This is a genomic window from Thalassospira lucentensis, assembly GCF_050516545.1.
Taxonomy (GTDB): domain Bacteria; phylum Pseudomonadota; class Alphaproteobacteria; order Rhodospirillales; family Thalassospiraceae; genus Thalassospira; species Thalassospira lucentensis_C.
The window spans coordinates 2045060-2067439 of sequence record NZ_CP191544.1 but is presented as its reverse complement, the minus strand read 5'-3'; the positions used below and the strand labels follow the sequence as shown (position 1 = coordinate 2067439).

Annotated in this window: 20 protein-coding genes; 12 read left to right on the top strand and 8 right to left on the bottom strand. The window is 50.7% G+C overall.

Going from position 1 to position 22380, the window contains the following annotated elements:
• The first annotated feature begins 8 nt into the window (after positions 1 to 8).
• The 3 genes from ACQ0MK_RS09600 to ACQ0MK_RS09590 all read left to right on the top strand — a co-directional run bounded on the left by ACQ0MK_RS09600 (position 9) and on the right by ACQ0MK_RS09590 (position 4083).
• Positions 9 to 1325 carry a UDP-glucose dehydrogenase family protein gene (locus ACQ0MK_RS09600; RefSeq protein ID WP_430475816.1) on the top strand — a complete coding sequence of 439 codons (1317 nt, stop codon included), beginning with the start codon at positions 9 to 11 and terminating at the stop codon, positions 1323 to 1325.
• Positions 1326 to 1333: 8 nt separating this feature from the next.
• Entirely contained in the window at positions 1334 to 2749 is a 1416-nt protein-coding gene (gene pgmG, locus ACQ0MK_RS09595; RefSeq protein ID WP_430475815.1) for a phosphoglucomutase/phosphomannomutase PgmG, read from the top strand.
• A 123-nt stretch (positions 2750 to 2872) separates the two neighbouring features.
• Positions 2873 to 4083, top strand: a protein-coding gene (locus ACQ0MK_RS09590) for an IS3 family transposase (RefSeq protein WP_430474919.1) whose coding sequence is annotated in 2 segments (ribosomal slippage) — positions 2873 to 3212 and positions 3212 to 4083 — 1212 coding nt in all. Because the reading frame shifts where the segments join, the coding sequence is not laid out codon by codon here.
• Between the two features lie 70 nt (positions 4084 to 4153).
• Here the strand turns inward: ACQ0MK_RS09590 and ACQ0MK_RS09585 are convergent.
• A complete protein-coding gene (locus ACQ0MK_RS09585) occupies positions 4154 to 5425 on the bottom strand; it encodes a serine hydrolase (protein ID WP_430475814.1) in 1272 nt (423 codons plus the stop codon).
• A 214-nt stretch (positions 5426 to 5639) separates the two neighbouring features.
• Between ACQ0MK_RS09585 and ACQ0MK_RS09580 the strand changes: the two genes are divergently transcribed.
• A complete protein-coding gene (locus tag ACQ0MK_RS09580; RefSeq protein ID WP_430475813.1) occupies positions 5640 to 6392 on the top strand; it encodes a hypothetical protein in 753 nt (250 codons plus the stop codon).
• A gap of 391 nt (positions 6393 to 6783) precedes the next feature.
• On the opposite strand, the gene ACQ0MK_RS09575 is transcribed toward ACQ0MK_RS09580, so the two are convergent.
• Positions 6784 to 7221, bottom strand: coding sequence for a hypothetical protein (locus ACQ0MK_RS09575; protein ID WP_430475812.1), 438 nt, complete (start codon positions 7219 to 7221; stop codon positions 6784 to 6786).
• Between ACQ0MK_RS09575 and ACQ0MK_RS09570 the strand changes: the two genes are divergently transcribed.
• The 6 genes from ACQ0MK_RS09570 (at position 7205) to ACQ0MK_RS09545 (ending at position 14495) form a co-directional block, all read left to right on the top strand.
• Positions 7205 to 8065, top strand: coding sequence for a phasin family protein (locus tag ACQ0MK_RS09570; RefSeq protein WP_430475811.1), 861 nt, complete (start codon positions 7205 to 7207; stop codon positions 8063 to 8065). The genes ACQ0MK_RS09575 and ACQ0MK_RS09570 overlap by 17 nt on opposite strands.
• Before the next feature lie 296 nt (positions 8066 to 8361).
• A complete protein-coding gene (gene clpS / locus ACQ0MK_RS09565) occupies positions 8362 to 8688 on the top strand; it encodes an ATP-dependent Clp protease adapter ClpS (protein ID WP_430475810.1) in 327 nt (108 codons plus the stop codon).
• A 3-nt stretch (positions 8689 to 8691) separates the two neighbouring features.
• On the top strand, positions 8692 to 11010 hold the full coding sequence (clpA, locus tag ACQ0MK_RS09560; RefSeq protein ID WP_430475809.1) for an ATP-dependent Clp protease ATP-binding subunit ClpA: 2319 nt from the start codon (positions 8692 to 8694) through the stop codon (positions 11008 to 11010).
• Positions 11011 to 11115: 105 nt separating this feature from the next.
• Positions 11116 to 11655, top strand: coding sequence for a hypothetical protein (locus tag ACQ0MK_RS09555; protein WP_430475808.1), 540 nt, complete (start codon positions 11116 to 11118; stop codon positions 11653 to 11655).
• A 528-nt stretch (positions 11656 to 12183) separates the two neighbouring features.
• Positions 12184 to 12801: a hypothetical protein gene (locus ACQ0MK_RS09550; RefSeq protein ID WP_430475807.1), complete on the top strand. Its 618-nt coding sequence runs from the start codon at positions 12184 to 12186 to the stop codon at positions 12799 to 12801.
• An 11-nt stretch (positions 12802 to 12812) separates the two neighbouring features.
• Entirely contained in the window at positions 12813 to 14495 is a 1683-nt protein-coding gene (locus ACQ0MK_RS09545) for a methyl-accepting chemotaxis protein (protein WP_430475806.1), read from the top strand.
• Positions 14496 to 14598: 103 nt separating this feature from the next.
• On the opposite strand, the gene ACQ0MK_RS09540 is transcribed toward ACQ0MK_RS09545, so the two are convergent.
• Complete coding sequence (locus ACQ0MK_RS09540; protein ID WP_430475805.1) at positions 14599 to 15747, bottom strand: GNAT family N-acetyltransferase; 1149 nt, start codon at positions 15745 to 15747, stop codon at positions 14599 to 14601.
• A gap of 254 nt (positions 15748 to 16001) precedes the next feature.
• Between ACQ0MK_RS09540 and serA the strand changes: the two genes are divergently transcribed.
• On the top strand, positions 16002 to 17243 hold the full coding sequence (gene serA, locus ACQ0MK_RS09535; RefSeq protein ID WP_430475804.1) for a phosphoglycerate dehydrogenase: 1242 nt from the start codon (positions 16002 to 16004) through the stop codon (positions 17241 to 17243).
• 84 nt (positions 17244 to 17327) lie between these two features.
• Here serA and ACQ0MK_RS09530 read toward each other — a convergent pair whose 3' ends face one another.
• The 5 genes from ACQ0MK_RS09530 to ACQ0MK_RS09510 form a co-directional block, all read right to left on the bottom strand.
• Positions 17328 to 17810, bottom strand: a complete 483-nt coding sequence (locus tag ACQ0MK_RS09530) for an N-acetyltransferase family protein (RefSeq protein ID WP_430475803.1) — start codon at positions 17808 to 17810, stop codon at positions 17328 to 17330.
• A gap of 44 nt (positions 17811 to 17854) precedes the next feature.
• The gene (gene aat / locus ACQ0MK_RS09525; protein WP_350043263.1) at positions 17855 to 18502 is read right to left on the bottom strand and encodes a leucyl/phenylalanyl-tRNA--protein transferase; all 648 of its coding nucleotides are present in this window, start codon (positions 18500 to 18502) and stop codon (positions 17855 to 17857) included.
• A 250-nt stretch (positions 18503 to 18752) separates the two neighbouring features.
• On the bottom strand, positions 18753 to 20093 hold the full coding sequence (accC, locus tag ACQ0MK_RS09520) for an acetyl-CoA carboxylase biotin carboxylase subunit (protein WP_430475802.1): 1341 nt from the start codon (positions 20091 to 20093) through the stop codon (positions 18753 to 18755).
• A gap of 17 nt (positions 20094 to 20110) precedes the next feature.
• Positions 20111 to 20551 (bottom strand): acetyl-CoA carboxylase biotin carboxyl carrier protein, encoded by a 441-nt coding sequence (locus ACQ0MK_RS09515; RefSeq protein WP_430475801.1) that lies wholly within the window; start codon positions 20549 to 20551, stop codon positions 20111 to 20113.
• Entirely contained in the window at positions 20548 to 20868 is a 321-nt protein-coding gene (locus ACQ0MK_RS09510) for a type II 3-dehydroquinate dehydratase (protein WP_350160349.1), read from the bottom strand. The genes ACQ0MK_RS09515 and ACQ0MK_RS09510 overlap by 4 nt, the downstream gene beginning before the upstream one ends.
• Positions 20869 to 21251: 383 nt before the next feature.
• On the opposite strand from ACQ0MK_RS09510, the gene thiS reads away from it, so the two are divergent.
• Positions 21252 to 22250, top strand: a complete 999-nt coding sequence (thiS, locus tag ACQ0MK_RS09505; RefSeq protein WP_430475800.1) for a sulfur carrier protein ThiS — start codon at positions 21252 to 21254, stop codon at positions 22248 to 22250.
• Positions 22251 to 22380 lie beyond the last annotated feature (130 nt).

The window sequence follows — 22380 nt, the reverse complement described above, 5'->3', positions numbered from 1 at the left end:
AAACATCCATGCGCGTAGCAATGATCGGGACCGGATATGTTGGACTTGTATCTGGTGCCTGTTTCTCCGAGTTCGGCACAGATGTCATTTGTGTCGACAAAGATGTGGAAAAAATAGCACGTCTTGAAGAAGGCATCATGCCAATCTACGAGCCGGGTCTGGATGTTCTTGTTGAGAATAACGTCAAGGCAGGCCGCCTGACCTTTACCACTGATCTTAAAGTAGGGGTCAAGGATGCGGATGCGGTCTTTATTGCTGTTGGCACGCCAACCCGTCGTGGTGATGGTCATGCTGATCTGAGTTACGTGTATGCCGCAGCGGAAGAAATCGCTGAGGCGATGGATGGCTTTACCGTTATCGTGACCAAATCAACTGTACCGGTTGGCACAGGCCGTGAGGTTGAGCGTATCATTCGCGAAAAGCGGCCGGATGCGGAATTTGCCGTTGTATCGAACCCGGAATTCCTGCGCGAAGGATCGGCAATTGGCGATTTTATGCGCCCTGACCGCGTGGTGATTGGCACCAGTGATGAGCGGGCGCGCGACGTAATGTCGGATTTGTATCGCCCGCTTTATCTGATCGAAACGCCGATTGTTTTCACTTCTCGCGAAACTTCGGAAATGATCAAATACGCTGCAAATACTTTCTTGGCGGCGAAGATCACGTTCATCAACGAAATTGCTGATCTGTGTGAAAAAGTCGGCGCTGACGTCCATGACGTTGCACGAGGTATTGGTCTTGATGGCCGTATTGGTAAAAAGTTCCTGCATCCCGGGCCAGGTTATGGCGGGTCGTGCTTCCCCAAAGATACCTTGGCGCTGGTGCGCACTGCTCAGGAACATGGCAGCCCGCTTCGCATTATTGAAACTGTGGTTGATGTGAATGCCAAGCGTAAAAAAGCCATGGCAGATCGTGTTATCGCGGCCTGTGGTGGCTCGGTTGCAGGTAAGACCATTGGTGTTCTTGGGTTGGCATTCAAACCCAACACGGATGATATGCGCGATGCGCCAAGCCTTGATATCTTGCCGATGCTTATCGCAGCGGGTGCGATGGTTAAGGCATATGATCCTGAAGCCATGGAAGAAGCCAAGAAGCTTCTTGATGGCGTTAAATATTGCGACAACGCCTATCAGACGATTGACGGTGCGGATGCAATGGTCGTTTTGACCGAATGGAACGAGTTCCGCGGGATGGATCTTGAGCGCATCAAAGATGCGTTGAACCACCCGATTGTCGTTGATCTGCGTAACGTCTATGACCCGACAGAGATGGCTGAAAACGGTTTCAGCTATTCCTGCGTTGGTCGTGCATCTATCGGAGGCTAATCCAAGTTATGACGAATTCTGCCGGACACAAATTTGATCGCTCTGTTTTACGTGAATATGACGTGCGCGGTATTGTCGGGGATACCTTGCATGTGGCTGATGCCAAGGCATTGGGCAAATCTTTTGGCACCATGGTGCGCCGATCAGGTGGAAAACGTGTGGCCTTGGGGCGTGATGGTCGGCTGAGTTCGCCTGAACTGGCTTCGGCATTGGCAGATGGTATTTTATCAACCGGCTGCGATGTTGTGCGTATTGGCCGTGGTCCAACGCCGATGCTGTATTTCACGGTTTATGATCAGAAAACCGATGCGGGCATTATGGTGACCGGTTCGCATAATCCGTCGAACTATAACGGGTTCAAAATGGTCAACGCGGGTAAGTCCGTGTTTGGCGATGCAATTCAGGAATTGGGCAAAATTGCTGCTGCCGGTGATTTTGAAACCGGGCAGGGCAGTGCAACGGATCTTGATATCGAAGATCGCTTTGTCACGCGTCTGGTGGAAGAACTTGATTGTGACGTTCCCGATCCAATGACAATTGTCTGGGATTGCGGCAATGGGGCGGCTGGTGATGTGGTGCGTAAACTCACCGCAAAGCTTCCGGGTACTCATCACTTGCTGTTTGACGAAATTGACGGTTTGTTCCCGAACCATCATCCCGACCCGACGGTAGAAGCAAATCTGGTTGACCTGAAGGCCGCTGTTGCAAAATACAATGCAGATTGGGGCGTTGCCTTTGACGGTGATGGTGACCGTATTGGTGTGATCGATGGCAAGGGTAATGTTCTTTGGGGCGATCAGTTGCTTCAAATCTTTGCTGCGGATGTTTTGCAGCGTCAACCAGGCGCTGCGATCATTGCTGATGTGAAGGCAAGTCAGACCTTGTTTGATGAAGTCACCCGTCTTGGTGGCAATGCCATCATGTGGAAAACCGGTCATTCGCTGATCAAAACCAAAATGATTGAGGCCAAAGCACCAATTGCCGGTGAGATGAGTGGCCATATCTTCTTTGCTGAACGGTATTACGGTTATGACGATGCGACCTATGCTGCGGTCCGTCTCTATCGCATTTTGGTGCAAAGTGGCAAAAGTCTTGCGCAGTGGCGCGAAGCAATGCCCGTCGCGGTCAATACGCCCGAAACCCGCATTGATTGCCCGGATGATCGTAAATTCGCACTGATCGAAGAAGTGCGCGCTCGCCTTGATCAAACCGGGGCAGAAGTCAGCGGTATTGATGGTGTGCGTGTCAGCACCGAGGACGGTTGGTGGTTGCTGCGTGCATCAAACACCCAACCCGCCATTGTGGCACGCTGCGAAGCAGGCGATGACGCAGGACTTGCCCGTCTTAAAGTTCAAGTCACCGATCAACTTGTGAAAAGCGGACTGTCCTCAGATGATTTCTTTGCGTTGGGTGGCGGGCACTAAGCGATTTAGGGTTCACCAGACGTTCTCGCATTAGATAAAATTAAAGGCCGTCAGAGTGATCTGGCGGCCTTTGGTGTATCTGTGTCTCGTCCTGAAATACGTTGTCACCTATAGGAGATGACAATGTCGATGTCAGGCATAGAGCGCCGTAAGCGCACACAACGTGATTACAATATGGGCTTTAAGCTGGCTGTTGTAGATCAGGTCGAAAAGGGCGAAATGACCTACAAGCAGGCACAGATGCGGTATGGCATACAGGGCCGTAGTACTGTCCTGAAGTGGTTGCGCAAACATGGTAAGCTTGACTGGTCGACAACGAGGCACAAAGCCATGTCCCCATTGAAAGAAACGCCTGAACAGAAGATCAAGCGCCTTGAAAGGGAGCTTGAAGACGAACGGATCCGCGTCATGGTGATGGATGGCATGATCACCATCATGGATGAGGAATATGGAGCGGGTCTGCGAAAAAAGTACTTATCCGAACTGCGAGAACATTACAGGCGCAAGGGCAAGTCAGTCTGAGCCGGACCTGTCGATGTTTTGGTCTTTCAAGGCAGTCGGTTTACCAGTTGTTGCAACGCCGTTGCCGACGACAGGAACAGCTCGCACCACTTTATGATTGCGTCATGCGCTTGCGCCAGCATATGCCCCGGATTGGCGCACGTAAACTCTATCATTTGCTGCAGGATGACTTGCGTCGTCTTGGCATCAAGATGGGGCGTGACCGTTTGTTTGACTGGCTCAGAGAGCATCGTCTTCTGGTACAGCCACGAAAGAATTACACCAAAACCACCCACAGCAAACACTGGATGAGAAAGCATCCGAACCTGTTGGCAGGGCACAAGCCAAGCCGCCCTGAGCAAGTGTTTGTCAGCGACATCACCTATATCGAGAGTGATGAAGGTGTGCATTATCTGTCACTGGTGACAGACGCCTTCTCGCGCAAGATCATGGGGCATGTGCTGAGCCACAGCATGGCCGCTTCTGAGGTTGTCGGAGCCTTGAAGCAAGCAATCAAAAACCGGATCACCAAAGAGCCGCTGATCCACCATTCTGATCGGGGGCTCCAATATTGTTCAGGCTGTTATCAGGAGGTGTTGAGAAAACATCAAATTACACCGTCAATGACCGATGGCTATGATTGTTATCAGAATGCCTTGGCCGAGCGCATGAACGGTATTCTCAAACAGGAGTTCCTCTTACACCGGTGCAAAACTTTCGAGGATCTCCGTAAACTGGTCAAAGAGGCCGTTGATACTTACAATACCATCCGACCGCACATCTCTCTGGAAATGCAAACTCCAGAAAATGTGCATCAAAAAGCCAGCGGATGATCATCCGCTGGCTCAAGTAAAACCGTCAACGTATTTTAGGACGGCACACTGAGTTACGTGATTGTCGGTGTTAACCGGCGTCGCCGGAATTTACCGGGATGCAGGCAAGGTTTTCACGACGAAGGGCAGCGCAAGCTGCACGGGCTTCTGTTTCGCCATCAAAGCCAAGCAATCTGGCACGGTATACAACACCTGTGCCGCTGGCCTGCTGTTCTACTGTCGCACGGGTCAGGCGCAAGACATCGGGTGCTGTGCGGGCTGCTGCAAGAACAGCTTCCTGTGCGCGGCGCTGATCGCTAAAGGCGCCAACCTGAATGGCCCAGCCGTTGGTGGTTTCCGGTTTAAGGCGGGAGACAACGGTTTGGGTGTCGATGCGTCCCGGTTGCTGTTCGGCTTCGCGCATGGTGTCGCGTTTGGCGATCAAAAGCTGTGCGTCAGCTGGCAAAATCTTGTCTTCCGGGCTGTTTCGCGGACGCGGTACCGTGATCTCGCCTTCTTTGGTCAGTTTGATATAGGCCTGATCCAGAAGCTTTTTCATCTGATCATCACGAGTGCGTGCGGTGCGGCCACCAAAGACAACACCAATCAGGCGCTTGCCATTCCGGTTAACCGAGGCAACAAGGTTAAAGCCCGACGCATTGATATAGCCGGTCTTGATCCCGTCGGTTCCGTAATAAGACGCCAGAAGATTGTTGTGGTTGCCATAGGTGCGGTTGCCAAACTTGAACTTCTGTGTCGCAAAATAATGATAATAGCTGCCGTAATTTTTGCGTAGCGCGATTGCCAATTGGATCATGTCGCGCGCGGTAGTCATCTGGCCGCGATTGGGAAGACCAGATGCATTGCGGAACGTTGTCCGTTTCATGCCAATGCTACGCGCTTCGGAGGTCATCATCTGGGCGAACTTGATTTCTGTACCACCAAGATGTTCCGCGACGACAACGGCGATGTCGTTGGCTGATTTGGTAACCAGCGCTAAAATGGCGTCTTTTACGGTAATCGTTTCACCGGGATTAAGCCCCAGTTTGGACGGCGCCTGTCCCCAAGCACGCTTGGAGACTTTCATTGGCGTTGAAAGCGATACCTTGCCATGTTCAAGGGCATTGAAAACCATATATAGCGTCATGATTTTGGTCAGAGACGCTGGATAAACCTTATGATCCGGGCGGTATTCATGGAGAACTTCACCACTTTCGTCATCAATGATCATCGCAGTGTAGGTGCGCGCAAATGCATCATTCGGGGCAAGTATGGTCGTAAGCAGAAGGGCAGTCAGGCACAAAAATGCAGCCAAACAGCCGCGCATCCCGAGGGCGCGCGTTGCAAACAGTGCTTTGGCCATTGCATTTGGCCCAGACGGGGTCATTAAACGCATTATACGGACTCGGCTTTCGATCATCCCCAAGAACTAAATATGATCAATCTCGCATCACAGCCTTAAACAAATGTTTAAGAACGTCGATTTTCATCTTAATCAATACGCGGCCTTGCAGCGGCCATCTTTGTACGCGAAAGTCCTATTTATATCTGCTGTCCGACAAAAAATCGAGGATCGAATGGTTAAATTAATCGCCCCACTTCTCAACAAGATAAACATCAAGCGTACGAATTTGAACAGTTTGGCTGTTCTGACATTGGCTGCTGTCGGGCTCGCAGGCTGCACCTTTACGCAAAATAGTGATGTCAGTAATCCATTGGTGCGCAAATCGACCTGGTTTTCTTATCTGAATGCCGATGATCTTCGTGTGGCCTGTTCTGCGGGGGATGCTGAAGGTCGGATTCGCATCATATATAATGCCGATTACTATAAAGAAGTTCGTGTTTTTGAATTGAATCCACAGTCGGGAAACCAGCAGTTTGAACTGACAAGTCGCGTTTTTGGGCCAGCCCAAGTCAGCAACATCAATGTCGAGGTTACCGCACCACTTGGCGCATTTAGCGGCGATGTCACGACCGACGTGATTGATCGGGATGGCTATCTTAAAGTCACCGATGCACTCCAGAATGACGGATTCGGAACGCAACAGCAGGGTGACGGCGTTCGGCTTTATTCGGATGATTTTTATTGGGTCGCCCTTGGATGTTCATCAGGCTACGTGACGCTGGGCACTTGGATGTCAGGAGTCGATGACCTGCAAGCACTCACTTTCCCAAATGTTCTGTCTGAGATATCGAGTATCGAAAATGACTTACCCAAACCGCCAGCCAAGGATAAAGCCCGTTCGCAAAGCGCAGCGCAGAGTGCCGCTATTATGAATGACGATTCCCGGACCTTCTACCGCACAGTGCGCGGAAACATGCTGCGTTAAGCCTGTTCATTCGATGATCTGATTCCAAATGGGTGCGCTGGCAAAAGCGCGCCCATTTTTGTTTATCCCGCATTGCGAAATCAAAGCTGCCGGCTAGGCATCTGTTCAAATTGGGATTTTGCCGTTGAGGACGGCGGCTGCTGGATTTGATTGGTTAAAAAGAAGAGTTCTTTGAAGGCAGGAGTGATCGATTGTCATGAAAGTGTTCTTGACCTTGTGGGGTTATTCCATCTAGGGTTATGTTGCAATGCAGCATCGCCTCAGGGCGATATCCCGAATGGCAGGAGGTTGAGGCAATGGCTGTTTCTAAACAGAATTCCTCTGTGAAATCAGGGAAAAAGGTATCTGCGCCGGCCAAAACGATGACCCGTTCGGCTGTTTCCGAGCCAGATCAGGCGAAATCCGCTTCCAAACCCGCGTCAACAACGGTCTCTGCGTCAAAGGCAGTACCGTCACCAAAGCGTGTGGTTATGACATCCTCGGAGATTGAAGCGGCGGCCAAGCACGTCAATGTTGACGTGGGCAATAGCGTCAAAAAAACGGATTCCACGGACGCCAGGGAACCGGTTGGTGCCGTTAGCCCAGAGCCCGCGTCACCTGAGGTGGAGGTTGCGGAAACGAAGCCAAGCGAAATGAGTGCGCCTGAGCCCGAGTCGGCAAAAGCATTTGCATCAAGTTCTTCTGCCGCGGAAAAAACTGCATCGCGGACAACGGCAAAGGGTGCATCTTCTCCTGCAGCGGCACAAAAGAAAGCTGCAGTGGTCACGCCGTCCGCGCCGTCATCTTCTTCTGAAATTGAAAAGGCGAGTACTGTGAGTACGAAAAGCAAAACCGCAACATCCCCCAAAGCGGCTGCGCCTGCTGCTGCTAAACTGGCGACAGCCCCTAAAAAGGTTGCTGCTGTACCTGCTGCGCAATCAACGAAGCCAGCAAAGACAACAGCAGAGCCAAAACCAAAATCCAAGCCAGTAGCCAAAGCAGCAGCAACGCCGGCAGCCAAGCCCGCGCCGAAAACGGTTGCGCCTGAGGTTGTTAAGGCAACAGCGCCAGCGTCGAAGGCAAGTCCTGCTCCAGATTCTGCTCCGAAACTTGTCGCAAAAGAAGCAGCGGAGCCGCTGGCAGCCAAGTCTAACAATGTGTTTGGCTTTGGCGCGATGTTTATGGACCCAAGTGCGATGGAACCGTATCTGCAGCTTTGGAAAACGCCGGAAATTGATGCAATGGTATCGGCCAGTAATGATGCGCTTGAAGAAAGCGTTTCGGTTGCCAACGAAGCCTTCACAAAACTGTTCGAAACAATGACCGGGCAATCAGATGTTTTTTCTGGTGCCGGATCACGGGTGGTCGCGCAATGTGAAGAGTTGCTAGATACGCAGCAAAAGAGTTTTGAGGAAGTCTGGCAGGCATCCATGGCGCTGTTTGAAAAAACAGGTGGCATTGGAACTGAGCTTGCAACATGGATGCAGTGTGAGATTGAAGCATCACAAGCAGATATAGACGCGCTTACCAAGGTCGAAAGTCTGTCGGATATTCAGGAGTTGCAAACTCGGATTCTGAACCGTTGCTATGAAAGCAGTGTTGCCGAAGGCGAGAAAGTTCAGGAAATTATGATGTCGGTGATGGCAGATAGCTTCAATGCGATGACCAAAGCGGCAAATACTGTGACGAAATGATGCGAAGTCGACTGGTTCAGTCGATCTACTTTTGAATGTGATAACGGGCATGGCATCTGGTCATGTCCGTTTTTTTATGAGTCAGAATTTTAAAACAATGCCGGTTTTCTGCGCTGCGAACGCAATCACGTTTATGAAGTTTGTCGGGTGATCTTGCAGCGGGTTAATCTCAGCCTAAATGAATCGTGGATAGACAATAATTTAGTCGTGCCAATTTGCTCTGCGGCCTTTGAAACAGTGTGGCAATGACCTATCATGGAGTTCATGCAGGAAATAAGGGTTCCGGTAAGTAGAAGATGACTGAACAGGATAATGACGGCGTTGATCTGCCGAATACGGGGATCGTAACAAAGACACGGCCCAAGACGAAAAAGCCGGCCATGTATAAGGTGTTGTTGCTAAACGACGACTACACTCCGATGGAGTTCGTTGTTCAAGTGCTGGAACGGTTTTTTGAAAAGGGTCGCGAAGAGGCTACCGAAATCATGCTTCAGGTTCACCGCAAAGGAGTTGGGGTATGTGGCGTGTTTACGTATGAAATTGCGGAAACCAAGGTTAATCAGGTCATGGATCTGGCCCGCCAGAACCAGCATCCGCTGCAGTGTACCTTAGAGAAGGAGTGACATATGTTATCGCGCAATCTTGAGGAAAGCCTGCACCGTGCGCTCGCATATGCGTCAGAGCGCCGTCATGAATATGCCACTCTTGAACATCTTCTTTTGTCACTGACCGAAGATCAGGACGCGCTTGCAGTGCTTAAAGCCTGTCGGGTGGATGTTGATAGGCTGCGCTCAGACCTTTTGGAGTTCGCTGACAGCGAACTTTCCGGTCTGATCAGTGCGCGGTTGATTGATCCGAAACCAACTGCAGGCTTCCAACGTGTCATTCAACGTGCAGCCATTCACGTTCAGTCGTCTGGTCGCGAAGAAGTCACGGGGGCAAATGTACTGGTTGCGTTGTTCTCTGAGCGGGAATCGCACGCGGTTTATTACCTGCAACTTCAGGATATGACCCGTCTTGATGCGGTGAATTATATTTCCCACGGCATTGCCAAAGCGACCGAGCTCAATGAGCGTCGCATTCCACGTGGTGCTGACGAAGAACCGGTTTCGGGCATGCCACCAGAAGGCGAAGAAACCGGACCGGCAGAAGGCGAGGCGCTTAAAGCATATTGCGTTAACCTGAATGCTAAAGCGCAGAAGGGTAAAATTGACCCGCTGATCGGCCGTCAAAGCGAAATTGACCGAACCATTCAGGTCCTGTGCCGTCGTACCAAAAATAACCCTCTTTATGTGGGGGATCCGGGGGTTGGTAAAACGGCCATCGCCGAAGGTCTGGCGCGCCGGATCAATGATGGCGATGTGCCAGAAGTTCTGGCGGATGCAACGATTTTTGCTCTTGATATGGGCGCATTGTTGGCGGGTACTCGTTATCGTGGTGACTTTGAAGAACGCCTGAAAGCGGTCGTCAAAGAACTTGAAGAATATGACGGTGCTGTCCTGTTTATTGATGAAATTCATACTGTCATTGGTGCAGGTGCCACATCTGGCGGGGCAATGGATGCGTCCAATTTGCTTAAACCAGCCTTGGCAAGCGGTTCATTGCGCTGCATTGGGTCGACAACCTATAAGGAATTCCGCGGTCACTTTGAAAAAGACCGTGCACTTGTGCGTCGTTTCCAGAAAATCGATGTTGATGAGCCTTCCGAAGAAGATACCGTCAAGATTCTGAAAGGCCTGAAGCCGTATTACGAAGACCATCACAAGGTCAAATACACCAACGAGGCCATTCGTTCTGCGGTTGAGCTTGCATCACGTTATATTAATGACCGCAAGCGCCCTGATAGTGCGATTGATGTCATTGACGAAGTCGGTGCGTCACGGATGCTTGTTGCGCCGAGCAAACGCAAACGCACAGTAAGCAAACGTGACGTCGAGGAAATCGTTGCGAAGATTGCCCGCATCCCGCCAAAATCGGTTTCAACCGATGACCGTAAGGCATTGGCCAATCTTGAGCGTGACCTTAAGACTGTCGTGTTTGGTCAGGACAAGGCAATTGAATCGGTTGCCAGTGCAATCAAACTGGCACGTGCAGGGTTGCGGGAACCTGAAAAACCAATCGGGAGCTACCTGTTCTCCGGCCCGACCGGGGTCGGTAAGACCGAGGTCACCAAACAGCTCGCAACTGTGATGGGCATTGAGTTTATCCGGTTTGATATGTCGGAATATATGGAACGCCACAGCGTTTCACGCCTGATTGGGGCGCCACCGGGCTATGTTGGTTTTGATCAAGGTGGGCTGTTAACCGATTCCGTCGATCAGCATCCGCATGCCGTTGTACTACTTGATGAAATCGAAAAGGCTCACCCGGATCTGTTTAATATCCTTCTTCAGGTTATGGATCACGGCAAACTGACCGACAATAATGGCAAGACGGTTGATTTCCGGAATGTTGTTTTGGTCATGACGACCAATGCCGGTGCGTCGGATATGGCCAAGCCACCAATTGGCTTTAAGCGCGAAATGCGTATCGGCGAAGATGAGGAGGCGATTAAACGCACCTTCTCGCCGGAATTCCGCAACCGTCTGGATGCGGTTGTTCCGTTCGCCAACCTGAAACCGGAAGTGGTCAAGATGGTTGTCGACAAGTTCATCTTGCAGCTTGAAGTGCAGCTTGCTGACCGCAATGTTTCGATTGAACTTACCGAAGCCGCCCGGACGTGGCTTGGCGAGCGGGGCTATGACATAGCATTTGGTGCGCGTCCGCTTGGCCGTGTCATTCAGGAACATGTTAAAAAACCGCTGGCGGAAGAGCTTCTGTTTGGCAAATTGTCCAAAGGTGGGGCTGTTCTGGTCGACATCGAAGATGATGCCATCATTTTCCGTTATCCGGAGGATGAAGGTGGAAAAAAACAGCAAAAAAAGAACCCTGAGATGGCTGGTTGATAAATCAGTTCTCTGGTTTGGAGATGTTGTTAATCATTGGCAGTTTAGATTGGGGCCCGGGGAAGTGATCCCCGGGCGCCGTTTTATAAAGAATGCCAAAACACAATGAGCCAAGCTGCACAAAGAAAATTTAGAAATGAAGTCGAGGAATTCCTGTCCCGGCTTGAATTACGTGCGCGTAAGCTGGTTGCGTTGGCCAATGAGCTTGAAAAACGTGCGGAAAATTCGGACATCACTGGATATCGACCGTTCCGCGAAGAGGTTGACAACTTCAAAGCGCTGTCATTGGTGATTATGGAGCGCCTGAATAAGCTGGAAAAGCATCCCAAGAAAGAAGAGCTTGAAGAACAGTTTCATAAGCTTCAGGTCGTGATGCTTAAAATCGTGATTAAAACCAGTTTGAAGTTTTTCCATGTGATGAGCGTGAAAGAAAACTTGCCACTTGGGGCGCGTGAGATGTTCCAAAGCGAGTTGCGGACCTTGTATGAGGCAGAGCGGATGATCTCTGACCCGCGCTATATCAGTCAGCTTGACGGGACCGCGCGTAACGACCTTGATCGTGCAAAATCAATCCTCCAAGATATTATCGAGAAGGCACCAGCCCTGTTGAATTTTGGTACGCGAAAGAAAAAGCGCGCCAAATGAATCTTGGATAGCCTCGTTGATTTGAATGCCCAAAAATGCAAAGATTGCAAAATGCAAAGATAATAATTCGCATTTTGCAATCTTTGCATTTTGAAATGCAAAGATGTCTTGGTCCTGCCCAAAAGGGCAGGACCGGTAGGGGGTGAAATTCCCCAGAAAGTGGGGTTTTTACAAAATTCAAAAGTTGGCACGCTTCCTGCTTAGGTGGTATCGGACAGTTGTTCTTTGCAGGGGCGCATTATGCGTCTGGAACAACGTAATCTTCTGCAGTTTGCTCGTGTCCCAACCAAACTCAGCGGCGGATTTTCCGCCGCTTTTTTCTTGTCTGGATTTCAAAGATTCACAATGGCGCTCTTGTCGAGGCGCCCGCAATCCACATATCACACATGTGGAAAATAATCTTTTGTGTCTCACATTGATCACCATTTCTAAATTAAGTTGTAGAAGTCAAATTTCTTTAGTATAGATATCTATACTTTAGTTTAGGGATGTTTATTCTCGGGATGATAACGTCTGGGAGGCAAGCTAATGATATCTAAGAAAAGTATGATTTTTTGGGGCGTTGTTGCTGCAACGCTATTGGGTTCATCCTATGTCGCGACGGCAAAGTCAGAGCTTCCGGGGGATCCGAATGTTCTTATCACCGATGCGATGATCAAAGATGTTCGGGAGTGGTTGAAAAACCCTGTTGTCGGTTTGTCGATAACCTCTCAGAACAAGCTTCGAAAAGATATGTCGCAGGATGAGATCGATGCTGCTGATCTACAATGGCGCGCAGAACGAGAAGCCGAAGACCAGCCACTTGTCGCCACCATTCTGACAAACCCCCTTTCCAGTTACCTCACACAGGTCCAAGCACGATCAGGTGGATTGTTTGCCGAGATTTTTGTCATGGATGCTGTTGGACTGAATGTTGGGCAAAGTTCAATCACTTCGGATTTCTGGCAAGGGGATGAAGCAAAGTTCCAGAATACCTATCCCAATGGCCCTGATGCCGTTTTTATTGACGAAGCGGAATATAACGAAGAATCCGATACGTGGCGTTCGCAGCTCAACATGACCATGAGCAATGAAGAACGTCTGCCGATCGGTGCTGTGACCATTGAAGTCAATCTGAATGAACTTGCACGTCGCAGCAGTCAGTAGGGAGAAAAGCCATGAACTTTTTCAAAAACCTTTCCATTCCTGCGAAGCTGACAACCTGTTTTGCTGTAATGATTGCGGTAATCCTGATGGTCGCGGCGGCGGGCATGTTTTCGACGATGAAAGTGCAAAGTGCCAACGAACAGCGCGACTATCTTTCAGAATTTGAACGTGATTACCGCAACCTTGATCGTTCCTATCTTATGGCGCGACAGGAATTGATTTATTTCCTGACCACCGGCGACCGTGCAGGGCTTCTAAGTTATCAGAAGTCACTGGAGGAAATCGATATTCGTACCGATGTCCTTAAAACCTATGGAACCATCAGCCCGGATGTAGCCAGTCTAATCGAAGAAATGGATGGTGCGATTGATCGGTGGGAAGAAATCGCCGCCGAACAAGCAAAGCTGATGCGGCATTATCTTACGGTGAATCATGCGCGTGCAATTGAAGCATCAGGCGAACCGCGCGAGCTTTCTGATCGCGTGAGTATGATTGCAGGTCAACTTGCCAAAAACATCGATGAACGGGTGCTAGATGTTGAAAATCAGGTTGCCCAGGCAATGCGGATTTTTCAGGTCACACTTGGTGTTGGTGTTGCGCTTTTGATAGCAATGGCCGCTTTGTTTGGCGGGACCTTGTCGCGTATGATTGCAACCCCGATCCGAAAAATGACTGAAGCCATGGGCAGCCTCGCATCGGGTAACCTCGATATCGAAACCCTTGATATGAAGCGCTCCGACGAAGTCGGTGCCATGGCCAAGTCGCTTGAAGTGTTTCGTGAGAATGCCCGCGAACGGGCCCGTATGGCAGAGCAGGAAAAACTCGAAGCCGAACGGCAGGTCGAGCGTGGCAAGCGTATGGGGATCATAACGGCTGGGTTCGATGAAAAAATTCAGGATGTCTTGAATTCGGTGAAAGTGGCCCTTGATGAAGTTCGTTCAGCATCTGAGACATTGAGTTCCCACGCGGTGCGGGCAAATCAGGATGCCCAGAATGTGGCTGAACAGGCTCATGAATCTTCGACCAATATCGAAACGGTTGCCTCTGCAACAGCACAGCTTTCGGCATCGATTTCGGAAATCTCGTCGCAGATTGCCCGTATTACTGAAATCACGCAACTGGCTGTTGGGGAAACCGAACGCACCAATGAGCGCGTCGAGAGGCTTAACGAAGCAGCCCAAAGTGTCGGCGAGGTCGTCAATCTGATCAGTGATATCGCCGATCAGACCAATCTTCTGGCCTTGAACGCAACCATTGAATCAGCCCGTGCGGGTGAAGCTGGCAAAGGCTTTGCCGTAGTTGCCGGTGAGGTTAAAAACCTTGCATCTCAGACGGTAAAGGCGACAGAGCAGATCACTGCCAAAATTGCCGAGATGCAAAGTGAAACCGGTGCCGCATCCGAAGCCGTCCACGGGTTTGCCGATACCATTCATAAGATCGACGAATTGATGTCGGTTGTTGCCAGTGCAGTTGAAGAGCAAGGTGCTGCAACCGAAGAAATTTCGCGCAGTGTCGAAGGGGCAGCTAACGGCAACAACGCCATTTCCAGTGCTGTGAAAAACGTTGCCGATGCAACAACTGAAAGTGGTGATCTTTCCAATGGTCAGCTTGACAGTGTTGGCAAATTGGCCGCGGCCAATGATGAACTTCGCACGCATGTGAACGGCTTCCTGGACGACGTACGTACCGTCTGATCAGAAAGCAGATTTTCCCAAAAGGCGCGGTGTCAAAACCGCGCCTTTTCTTATGGGTAACTCTTATGTACGGCGTTGCGTTGTATGCTGGCCACAGACAGTTCTATTCCTGACGGTAAGGGCTGTGTTCGGCCAAGATAAAGTCACGATCCTGCGCGATATGGTCTTGTTCCTGACGTAGGAATTGCGCCACGGCACGTTTCAGGGCGGGATCGTTAATCATGTGGGCGGAATGGGTTATCACCGGCTCATATCCGCGCTGGATTTTATGTTCGCCTTGGGCACCGGCCTCCACCGTTTTCAAACCATGTTCGATGGCAATATCAATCGCCTGATAATAACAGGTTTCAAAATGCAGAAGCGGGGCGCGGTCCATCGTACCCCAGTTCCGGCCATAAAGCGTTTCTGACCCGATCAGGTTCAGCGCACCTGCAACCATGTCATCATCGTGAAATGCCGCAACCAGAACCGTGCGGTCGCGCAACCGTTCATGGAGCAATTCAAAGAACTCACGGGTCAGATAAGCCTGCCCCCATTTGCGATCCGATGTGTCGTGATAGAAATGATAAAACCGGTCCCAGTGATGGGGTTTAAGGTCATCCCCGCGCAGGGCTTCAAATCTGTACCCAGCCTCAAGAACCTGTTTGCGTTCTTTGCGTAGGTTTTTGCGTTTGCGTGAATTCAGCGCACCGAGAAAATCATCGAAGCTTTGATAATCCCGGTTATGCCAGTGATATTGAATGCCGGTCCGGCGCAGAAACCCGGCATCTTCCATAAGTTGGCTTTCACCCTCACTGCAAAACGTAACATGCAACGTGGCTATACCGAGTTGTTCGGGTAATGCGGCCAAACCATTGATCAGGATACGGCGAATGCTATCGGGATCAGGATGGTCGGGATCGACCAAAAGACGGGGGCCCGGAACAGGGGAAAAGGGCACAGCGGATTGTAATTTTGGATAATATTTCCCACCGGCCCGCTGATAGGCCTCTGCCCAGTTCCAGTCAAAAACATATTCACCATATGAATGGGCTTTGACATAAAGCGGGACAATGCCCGATATGGTGCCGTTGTCATCGCTGAGTACAAGGTGAAATGGCTGCCAGCCGGTTTGGGCTGTTGTTGAACCGCTATCTTCCATTGCCGATAGGAAGGCAAAGCTGACAAACGGGTTGTCTGAACCTGCGCATTTGTCCCAATTGGCTTGTCCGATCTTATGGATGTCGGTCACGGTTTTGATTTCGGCAGGCAAAATACGATCCCCTGATTCGATCCGATACTGGTCTTTGATCTGTGCTTAACCCTTTTGGGGCCTTTGTTTTTGTACGCATTAGCCGGTATATGCGTTCAGAAGATAGGGGCAATGCATATTTACGCAAGGGAAAGCCTTTGACGGACGCGCTTCAAGGTCCTATTTCATTGGGCCACGGGCCGTAACGGAACGGCCTGACAAACGGCTCGGGGATTATCCCGTGTCGCCCCTCGCGAAAAAAAGGATGGTGCGCCGTGAACAGCAAACTTTCGTTGGAGAAGGACAAGATCAAGATCGTCCTGCTCGAAGGTATCCATGAAAACGCTGTAAAGATGTTCAAAGAGGCCGGCTACTCTAATGTCGACCATTACCCTGCTGCGCTCGACGCGGACGAATTAAAGTCCGTTGTCTCCGATGCGCACTTCTTGGGCATTCGTTCTCGCACCAAACTAACCGAAGAAGTCATTGATGCCGCGACCAAGCTAACCTCTATCGGGTGTTTCTGTATCGGCACCAATCAGGTTGATCTGACGGCTGCTGCAATGCGCGGTATTCCGGTGTTTAATGCCCCATATTCCAACACCCGTTCGGTTGCCGAGCTGGTATTAGGTCAGGTCATCATGTTGCTTCGTGGTATCCCACAGCGTAATGCTGCTGCCCATGATGGTGGTTGGCTAAAAAATGCCAAGGGTTCTTATGAAGCACGTGGCAAGACGTTGGGTATCATCGGCTATGGCCATATTGGGACGCAGCTTTCGGTTCTTGCTGAATCGCTTGGCATGAACGTCATTTATTATGATGTCATCAACAAGCTTGCGATGGGCAATGCAACGACCTGTAATTCGATGGATGAGTTGCTTGCGAAATCGGATGTTGTTTCGCTGCATGTTCCTGCAAACGAGCAGACCAAAAACATGATTACGGCGGCTGAAATTGCCAAGATGAAGCTAGGCGCGCATTTGATTAATGCTGCCCGTGGCAATGTTATTGTGATTGATGATCTGGCAGCAGCCCTTGAAAGCGGTCACCTTGCTGGTGCGGCACTTGATGTGTTCCCGGTTGAACCGGCCGGTAAGGACGAGCAGTTCGAAAGCCCGCTTCGCGGCATGAGCAACGTGATCCTGACCCCGCATATCGGCGGATCAACCCAGGAAGCGCAGGAAAACATCGGGATTGAGGTCGCTGATAAGCTGATCACTTATTCCGATAATGGATCGACTCTTGGTGCGGTGAACTTCCCTGAAGTCTCACTGCCGGTCAAGGATCGCAGCCATACGCGTTTCTTGCATATTCATCGCAACGTGCCGGGCGTTCTGTTGAAAATCAACGACGTGTTCGCGCGTCGTGGTGTGAATATCAGCGGTCAGTATCTTCGTTCAGAAGGCGGGGTTGGCTATGTGGTTGTTGAAGTCGACGAAGAAATCAAACCGGGTGCAGGTGTTCGTAAAGAACTTGCGTCAATCGAAGGCACGCTGCGTGTTCGTTTCCTGTTCTGATCTGATAGGGACCTAAAAAGATAAAAGGGCGGGTGCCAGAAGGTGCCCGCCCTTTGTTATGTTTTGATCTTATTTGTGGTGGGATCAAAGTTTACGATACATCACCAATGCATCGGTTTCGCCCAATGTCGGATGCATAAAGGCACCGGGAAGGCGACCGACAATTTCAAAGCCAAGTTTTGGCCAAAGGTGCACGGCTGCTGCGTTGCTGGCGATCACGAAATTGAACTGCATGGCGCGATATCCAAGTTCTTTGGCGCGGACGAGAGAATCTTCGCACATTTGTCGTGCGAACCCCCGGCCACTTGCCTTGGGGGATGTCATGTAACCGCAGTTACAGACATGCGACCCGCCACCGCCTTGGTTTTGCTTGATATAATAGGTGCCAACAATTTCACCGTCTTCTTCGGCGACCAGTGTGACTTTGTCCTTGGCCATCCAATAAGCGATAACGTCATCATCGCTCATATTGCTGTCGATGGCATAGGTGTCGCCAGCCCGCAAAATCGGCGCCACAACTTCAAGAATAGAAGGAATATCGTTTTTCGTCGCGAGACGGATCTGCATGTGATGACTCGTTTGAATGGGAATGTGTGGGGCAGTTGGGATGATTAACTATCACCGCTGGAAAGGACTTGTTCAAGGATTTCCGGTTCAACTTCAAACGGGAGATTAGCCCGTCCAGCCAATGCCTTGGCCAATTCATTGCGATATCGCTCGCGCGGGATTTCGACAACACCAAACTGTTTGAGATGATCATTCACAAACTGGGTGTCGAGTAAACTAAAGCCGCCCTGACGCATCAAGGCAACCAGATGGACAAGGGCGATCTTTGAGGCGTTCGTTGCCCGTGAAAACATACTTTCACCAAAGAACGCCTTACCAAGGCTCACACCATACAGTCCGCCAACCAGTTCACCGTCAAGCCATGCCTCGATTGAATGGGCACAGCCCATCTTGTGAAGGGCGCAATAGGCATCAAGGATATTGTCATTGATCCATGTGTCGTCGCGGTTATCCGATGGTTCAGCACAGGCACGGATAACGTCGGGAAATGCACGATCAACATGGATTTTATATGTGCCTTTTCGCACAGCCTTTTTCAGGCTGCGGGGCACGTGAAATCCGTCAAGCGGCAATACACCACGCCATTCCGGATCGATCCAGTAAAGGGTTGGATCATCATGGCTTTCAGCCATGGGAAATAGGCCGACGGAATATGCTCGGATCAACAGATCAGGGGTCAACTGGTTGGACATGATCGCAGAGATAATTGTTTCAATCCTGTTATCTGAGGTCTGCTTACATATGAGCAACTCTGCCCATCCAGACAAGATCAGAATTTAATCTGACCTGTAGAATACCTGTTTTTGATTAACTTTTTGATGGCAGTGCGATGAAATGTAAGAGTTTCGTCATTCAGATATCGTGAACTGATGTCAGCGAAGCCCGAAATAAAAAACGGGAACCCTGAGGTTCCCGTTTGAAATCATCATAAGCAGTGATTGCTTATTTCATGCCCATGAACTTTTCCAGCCAGTGGATGTCGTAATCCCCCTTTTGGATGTCCGGATTGGCAAGAAGCTTCTGATGCAGCGGAATGGTGGTTTTAATGCCACCAATCGCGTATTCAGCCAATGCACGGCGCAGGCGCATCATGCATTCTTCACGATCACGACCATGCACAATCAGCTTGGCAATCATGCTGTCGTAATAGGGCGGAATCGAATAGCCGGTATAAATACCACTATCAACGCGCACGCCCAGACCGCCGGGAGCATGATATTCCTTGATCTTGCCCGGGGATGGAACGAATGTTTCCGGGTCCTCGGCATTGATGCGGCATTCAATCGCGTGACCATGAATTTCAAGGTCTTCTTGTTTGAATGACAATTCAAGGCCGGCTGCAACGCGGATCTGCTCACGCACGAGGTCAACGCCCGAAATCATTTCGGTGACCGGGTGTTCGACCTGCAGGCGGGTGTTCATTTCAATGAAATAGAACTCGCCGTTTTCATACAGGAATTCGATGGTCCCGGCATTGCGATAGCCCATACCGATCATGGCATTGGCAACGGTCGAACCGATACGCTGACGTTCTTCCGGTGTTAGGGTCGGTGAGGGGGCTTCTTCAAGCACCTTCTGGTGACGACGCTGCAATGAGCAATCACGTTCAAACAAATGAACGGCATTGCCATGCGTGTCGCCAATAACCTGCAATTCGATATGACGCGGTTTACCAAGGTACTTTTCCATATAGACCGCAGCATTGCCAAAGTTCTGCAATGCTTCTTTACGGGTCATGGAAAACGCTTCGGTAAGGTCTTCGTCGCGTTCAACGACTTTCATGCCGCGACCGCCGCCACCACCCGATGCCTTGATCAGGATCGGATAGCCGATTTCTTTGGCGCATTTCTTGGCTTCTTCAACGGTGGTGATTTCACCGTCAGAACCCGGAACAACCGGAATACCAAGCTTTTCCACAGTCTGTTTTGCGGTGATCTTGTCACCCATTGTGCGGATATGCTCTGGCGTCGGGCCGATAAAGGCAAAGCCGTGTTCTTCAACCATTGCGGCGAAGTCTGCACTTTCCGACAGGAAACCATATCCCGGATGGATGGCGTTTGCCCCGGTGATTTCAGCAGCCGAAAGAATGGCAGGAATATTAAGATAGCTGTCTTTGGATGCGGGCGGACCGATGCAAACCGATTCGTCGGCAAGACGAACATGCATTGCATCTGCATCCGCGGTGGAGTGCACCGCGACAGTTTTGATGCCCATTTCACGGCAGGCGCGCTGGATACGGAGCGCGATTTCGCCGCGATTGGCAATCAGGATTTTGTCGAACATGCGGTTCTTACCCCGGCTTATTCAATAATGATCAGCGTTTCGTCATATTCGACCGGATGCCCGTCGGTGGCGACAATCTGAGCCACTTTACCGGATTTCGGCGCGCGGATCGGATTGAAGGTTTTCATCGCTTCGATCAGCATCAGGGTCTGGCCTTCCGCAACGGTCGAACCGACCGAGATGAAAGGTGCTGCACCTGGTTCCGGTGCAAAGTATACGACACCGACCATCGGGGATTTTACAGCGCCCGGATGGGAACCCGCATCAATGGGTGCAGCAGCAGGTGCCGCAACCGGAGCCGCAGCAGCAGGGGCTGCAACAGGTGCGGCCACAAGGCCCTGACGGGCAACGCGGATACGGTTGTCACCAGCGGCAACTTCAATTTCGGTCAGATTGGTGTCGTCCAGCAGCTCGGCGAGCTGGCGAATGGCGTCATTGTCGATGTTGAACTTGCTCATTTCGATATCTTTTGTGATGGTGTGTGGATCAATCTGCGCATGGCATCCAGGGCGTATTTATAACTCTGGGAGCCAAAGCCATAGATCATACCGTTTGCAGCTTTCGAGACGTTTGAATGGTGTCTAAACGTATCCCGTTTTTGAATATTGGACAGATGGACCTCGATCATCGGCAAATCTGATGCCCAAATTGCATCGAGGATCGCAACCGATATGTGCGTATATGCCCCAGCATTGCAAAGAATGCCAGAATCTTCTTGTCGGGTTTCCCAAAACAAGTCAACCAAGTCACCTTCTTTGTTGTCTTTATGGCAGATGAAAGACTGATAGAGTTCTGTGTCGATAGATCACAGTGGTCTTTGATCAGGTTCAAGGTCATTTCACCCCAGACATCCGTTTGACACATCTCTGCAGATTCAGATGCGGTTCACCATAATCCCGGTGAAGTGCCGCATCTGATCTAAGATGCTCAAGATATTGGTATTGCGTTTATAACATGCCCAAAGTCTGACGCAACTTTGCAATGGTCTTCGCAGAACAGGGTTGCAAAGCCAATTGTCGACCGACTTTTGTCTTTCAAATGACTTTCGGCGGCTTAAGGCAAAAAAGCGGCGCAAGACCGCTTGCTTCAAGGCCACCTGCTGCGCATACTGCGCGGCAATCATGAAGATTTTAATACGACAGGGATTGAACGAAAAAGATGCGCCTTACGATCAACGGTGAAGACCGCAATATCGAAAATGCCGCTAATGTTGCGGAACTGCTTGGCGAACTTGGCATTGCCGCAACCAAGGTTGCCGTCGAACGCAATCTCGAAATTGTTCCTAAAACAGCATATGGCGAAACGCTTCTTTGCGATGGCGATAAATTTGAAATCGTTCATTTCATCGGGGGCGGTTCACAGGAAGCTGATCTTGCCGCTGCGCAGGGGGATGAAGGCTTTGTTGTTGCGGGCAAAAAGTTTTCGTCACGTTTGCTGGTCGGGACCGGAAAATACAAAGATTTCGATGAAACCCGTGTGGCGATTGAAACATCCGGTGCGGAAATTGTCACCGTGGCGGTACGCCGGGTGAATTTGACCGATCCAAATCAGCCGATGCTGGTCGATTATGTTGATCCCAAGAAATACACCTATCTGCCCAACACAGCAGGTTGCTTTACCGCTGATGACGCCGTGCGGACCTTGCGTCTGGCCCGTGAAGCAGGGGGCTGGAACTTGGTGAAGCTTGAAGTTCTGGGTGATCAGGCAACGCTTTATCCCAATATGCCAGAAACCCTGATCGCGGCCGAAGCCCTGATCAAGGATGGCTTTGATGTCATGGTTTACTGCAGCGACGATCCGATTCAGGCCAAGATGCTTGAAGACATGGGCTGCTGCGCCATCATGCCGTTGGGGTCATTGATTGGATCGGGTATGGGTATTCTTAACCCGGTTAATATCGCGCTGATCAAACAGAATGCCAATGTGCCGGTTCTGGTCGATGCCGGTGTCGGCACCGCATCAGATGCCGCCGTTGCAATGGAGCTTGGCTGTGACGGGGTTCTGATGAACACCGCAATCGCCGGGGCCAAAGACCCGATCCGCATGGCGCGCGCGATGAAGCATGCCATCATTGCTGGCCGTGAATCGTTTCTGGCCGGACGGATGCCCAAGAAACAGTATGCTGATCCGTCCTCGCCTTTGGCCGGGATCATCTAGGCGTCGTCGGTTAAACGCGATGACCATTTAAAACAAAGGGCCGTTTCGAATATGAAACGGCCCTTTGTTCATTAATGCACTGTTTGTTTGGCTTGCGAAACGGGATGACTGCAAAAGTAGTCAGCGGCGT

Excerpts from the sequence above, each read along its gene's own strand:
- clpA (WP_430475809.1), top strand. The coding sequence starts at position 8,692 with ATGTTATCGCGCAATCTTGAGGAAAGCCTGCACCGTGCGCTCGCATAT.
- ACQ0MK_RS09515 (WP_430475801.1), bottom strand. The coding sequence starts at position 20,551 with ATGAGCAAGTTCAACATCGACAATGACGCCATTCGCCAGCTCGCCGAG.
- ACQ0MK_RS09580 (WP_430475813.1), top strand. The coding sequence starts at position 5,640 with ATGGTTAAATTAATCGCCCCACTTCTCAACAAGATAAACATCAAGCGT.
- accC (WP_430475802.1), bottom strand. The coding sequence starts at position 20,093 with ATGTTCGACAAAATCCTGATTGCCAATCGCGGCGAAATCGCGCTCCGT.
- ACQ0MK_RS09530 (WP_430475803.1), bottom strand. The coding sequence starts at position 17,810 with ATGCAGATCCGTCTCGCGACGAAAAACGATATTCCTTCTATTCTTGAA.
- ACQ0MK_RS09585 (WP_430475814.1), bottom strand. The coding sequence starts at position 5,425 with ATGGCCAAAGCACTGTTTGCAACGCGCGCCCTCGGGATGCGCGGCTGT.
- thiS (WP_430475800.1), top strand. The coding sequence starts at position 21,252 with ATGCGCCTTACGATCAACGGTGAAGACCGCAATATCGAAAATGCCGCT.
- ACQ0MK_RS09545 (WP_430475806.1), top strand. The coding sequence starts at position 12,813 with ATGAACTTTTTCAAAAACCTTTCCATTCCTGCGAAGCTGACAACCTGT.
- ACQ0MK_RS09600 (WP_430475816.1), top strand. The coding sequence starts at position 9 with ATGCGCGTAGCAATGATCGGGACCGGATATGTTGGACTTGTATCTGGT.
- ACQ0MK_RS09555 (WP_430475808.1), top strand. The coding sequence starts at position 11,116 with ATGAGCCAAGCTGCACAAAGAAAATTTAGAAATGAAGTCGAGGAATTC.
- aat (WP_350043263.1), bottom strand. The coding sequence starts at position 18,502 with ATGTCCAACCAGTTGACCCCTGATCTGTTGATCCGAGCATATTCCGTC.
- ACQ0MK_RS09550 (WP_430475807.1), top strand. The coding sequence starts at position 12,184 with ATGATATCTAAGAAAAGTATGATTTTTTGGGGCGTTGTTGCTGCAACG.
- pgmG (WP_430475815.1), top strand. The coding sequence starts at position 1,334 with ATGACGAATTCTGCCGGACACAAATTTGATCGCTCTGTTTTACGTGAA.
- clpS (WP_430475810.1), top strand. The coding sequence starts at position 8,362 with ATGACTGAACAGGATAATGACGGCGTTGATCTGCCGAATACGGGGATC.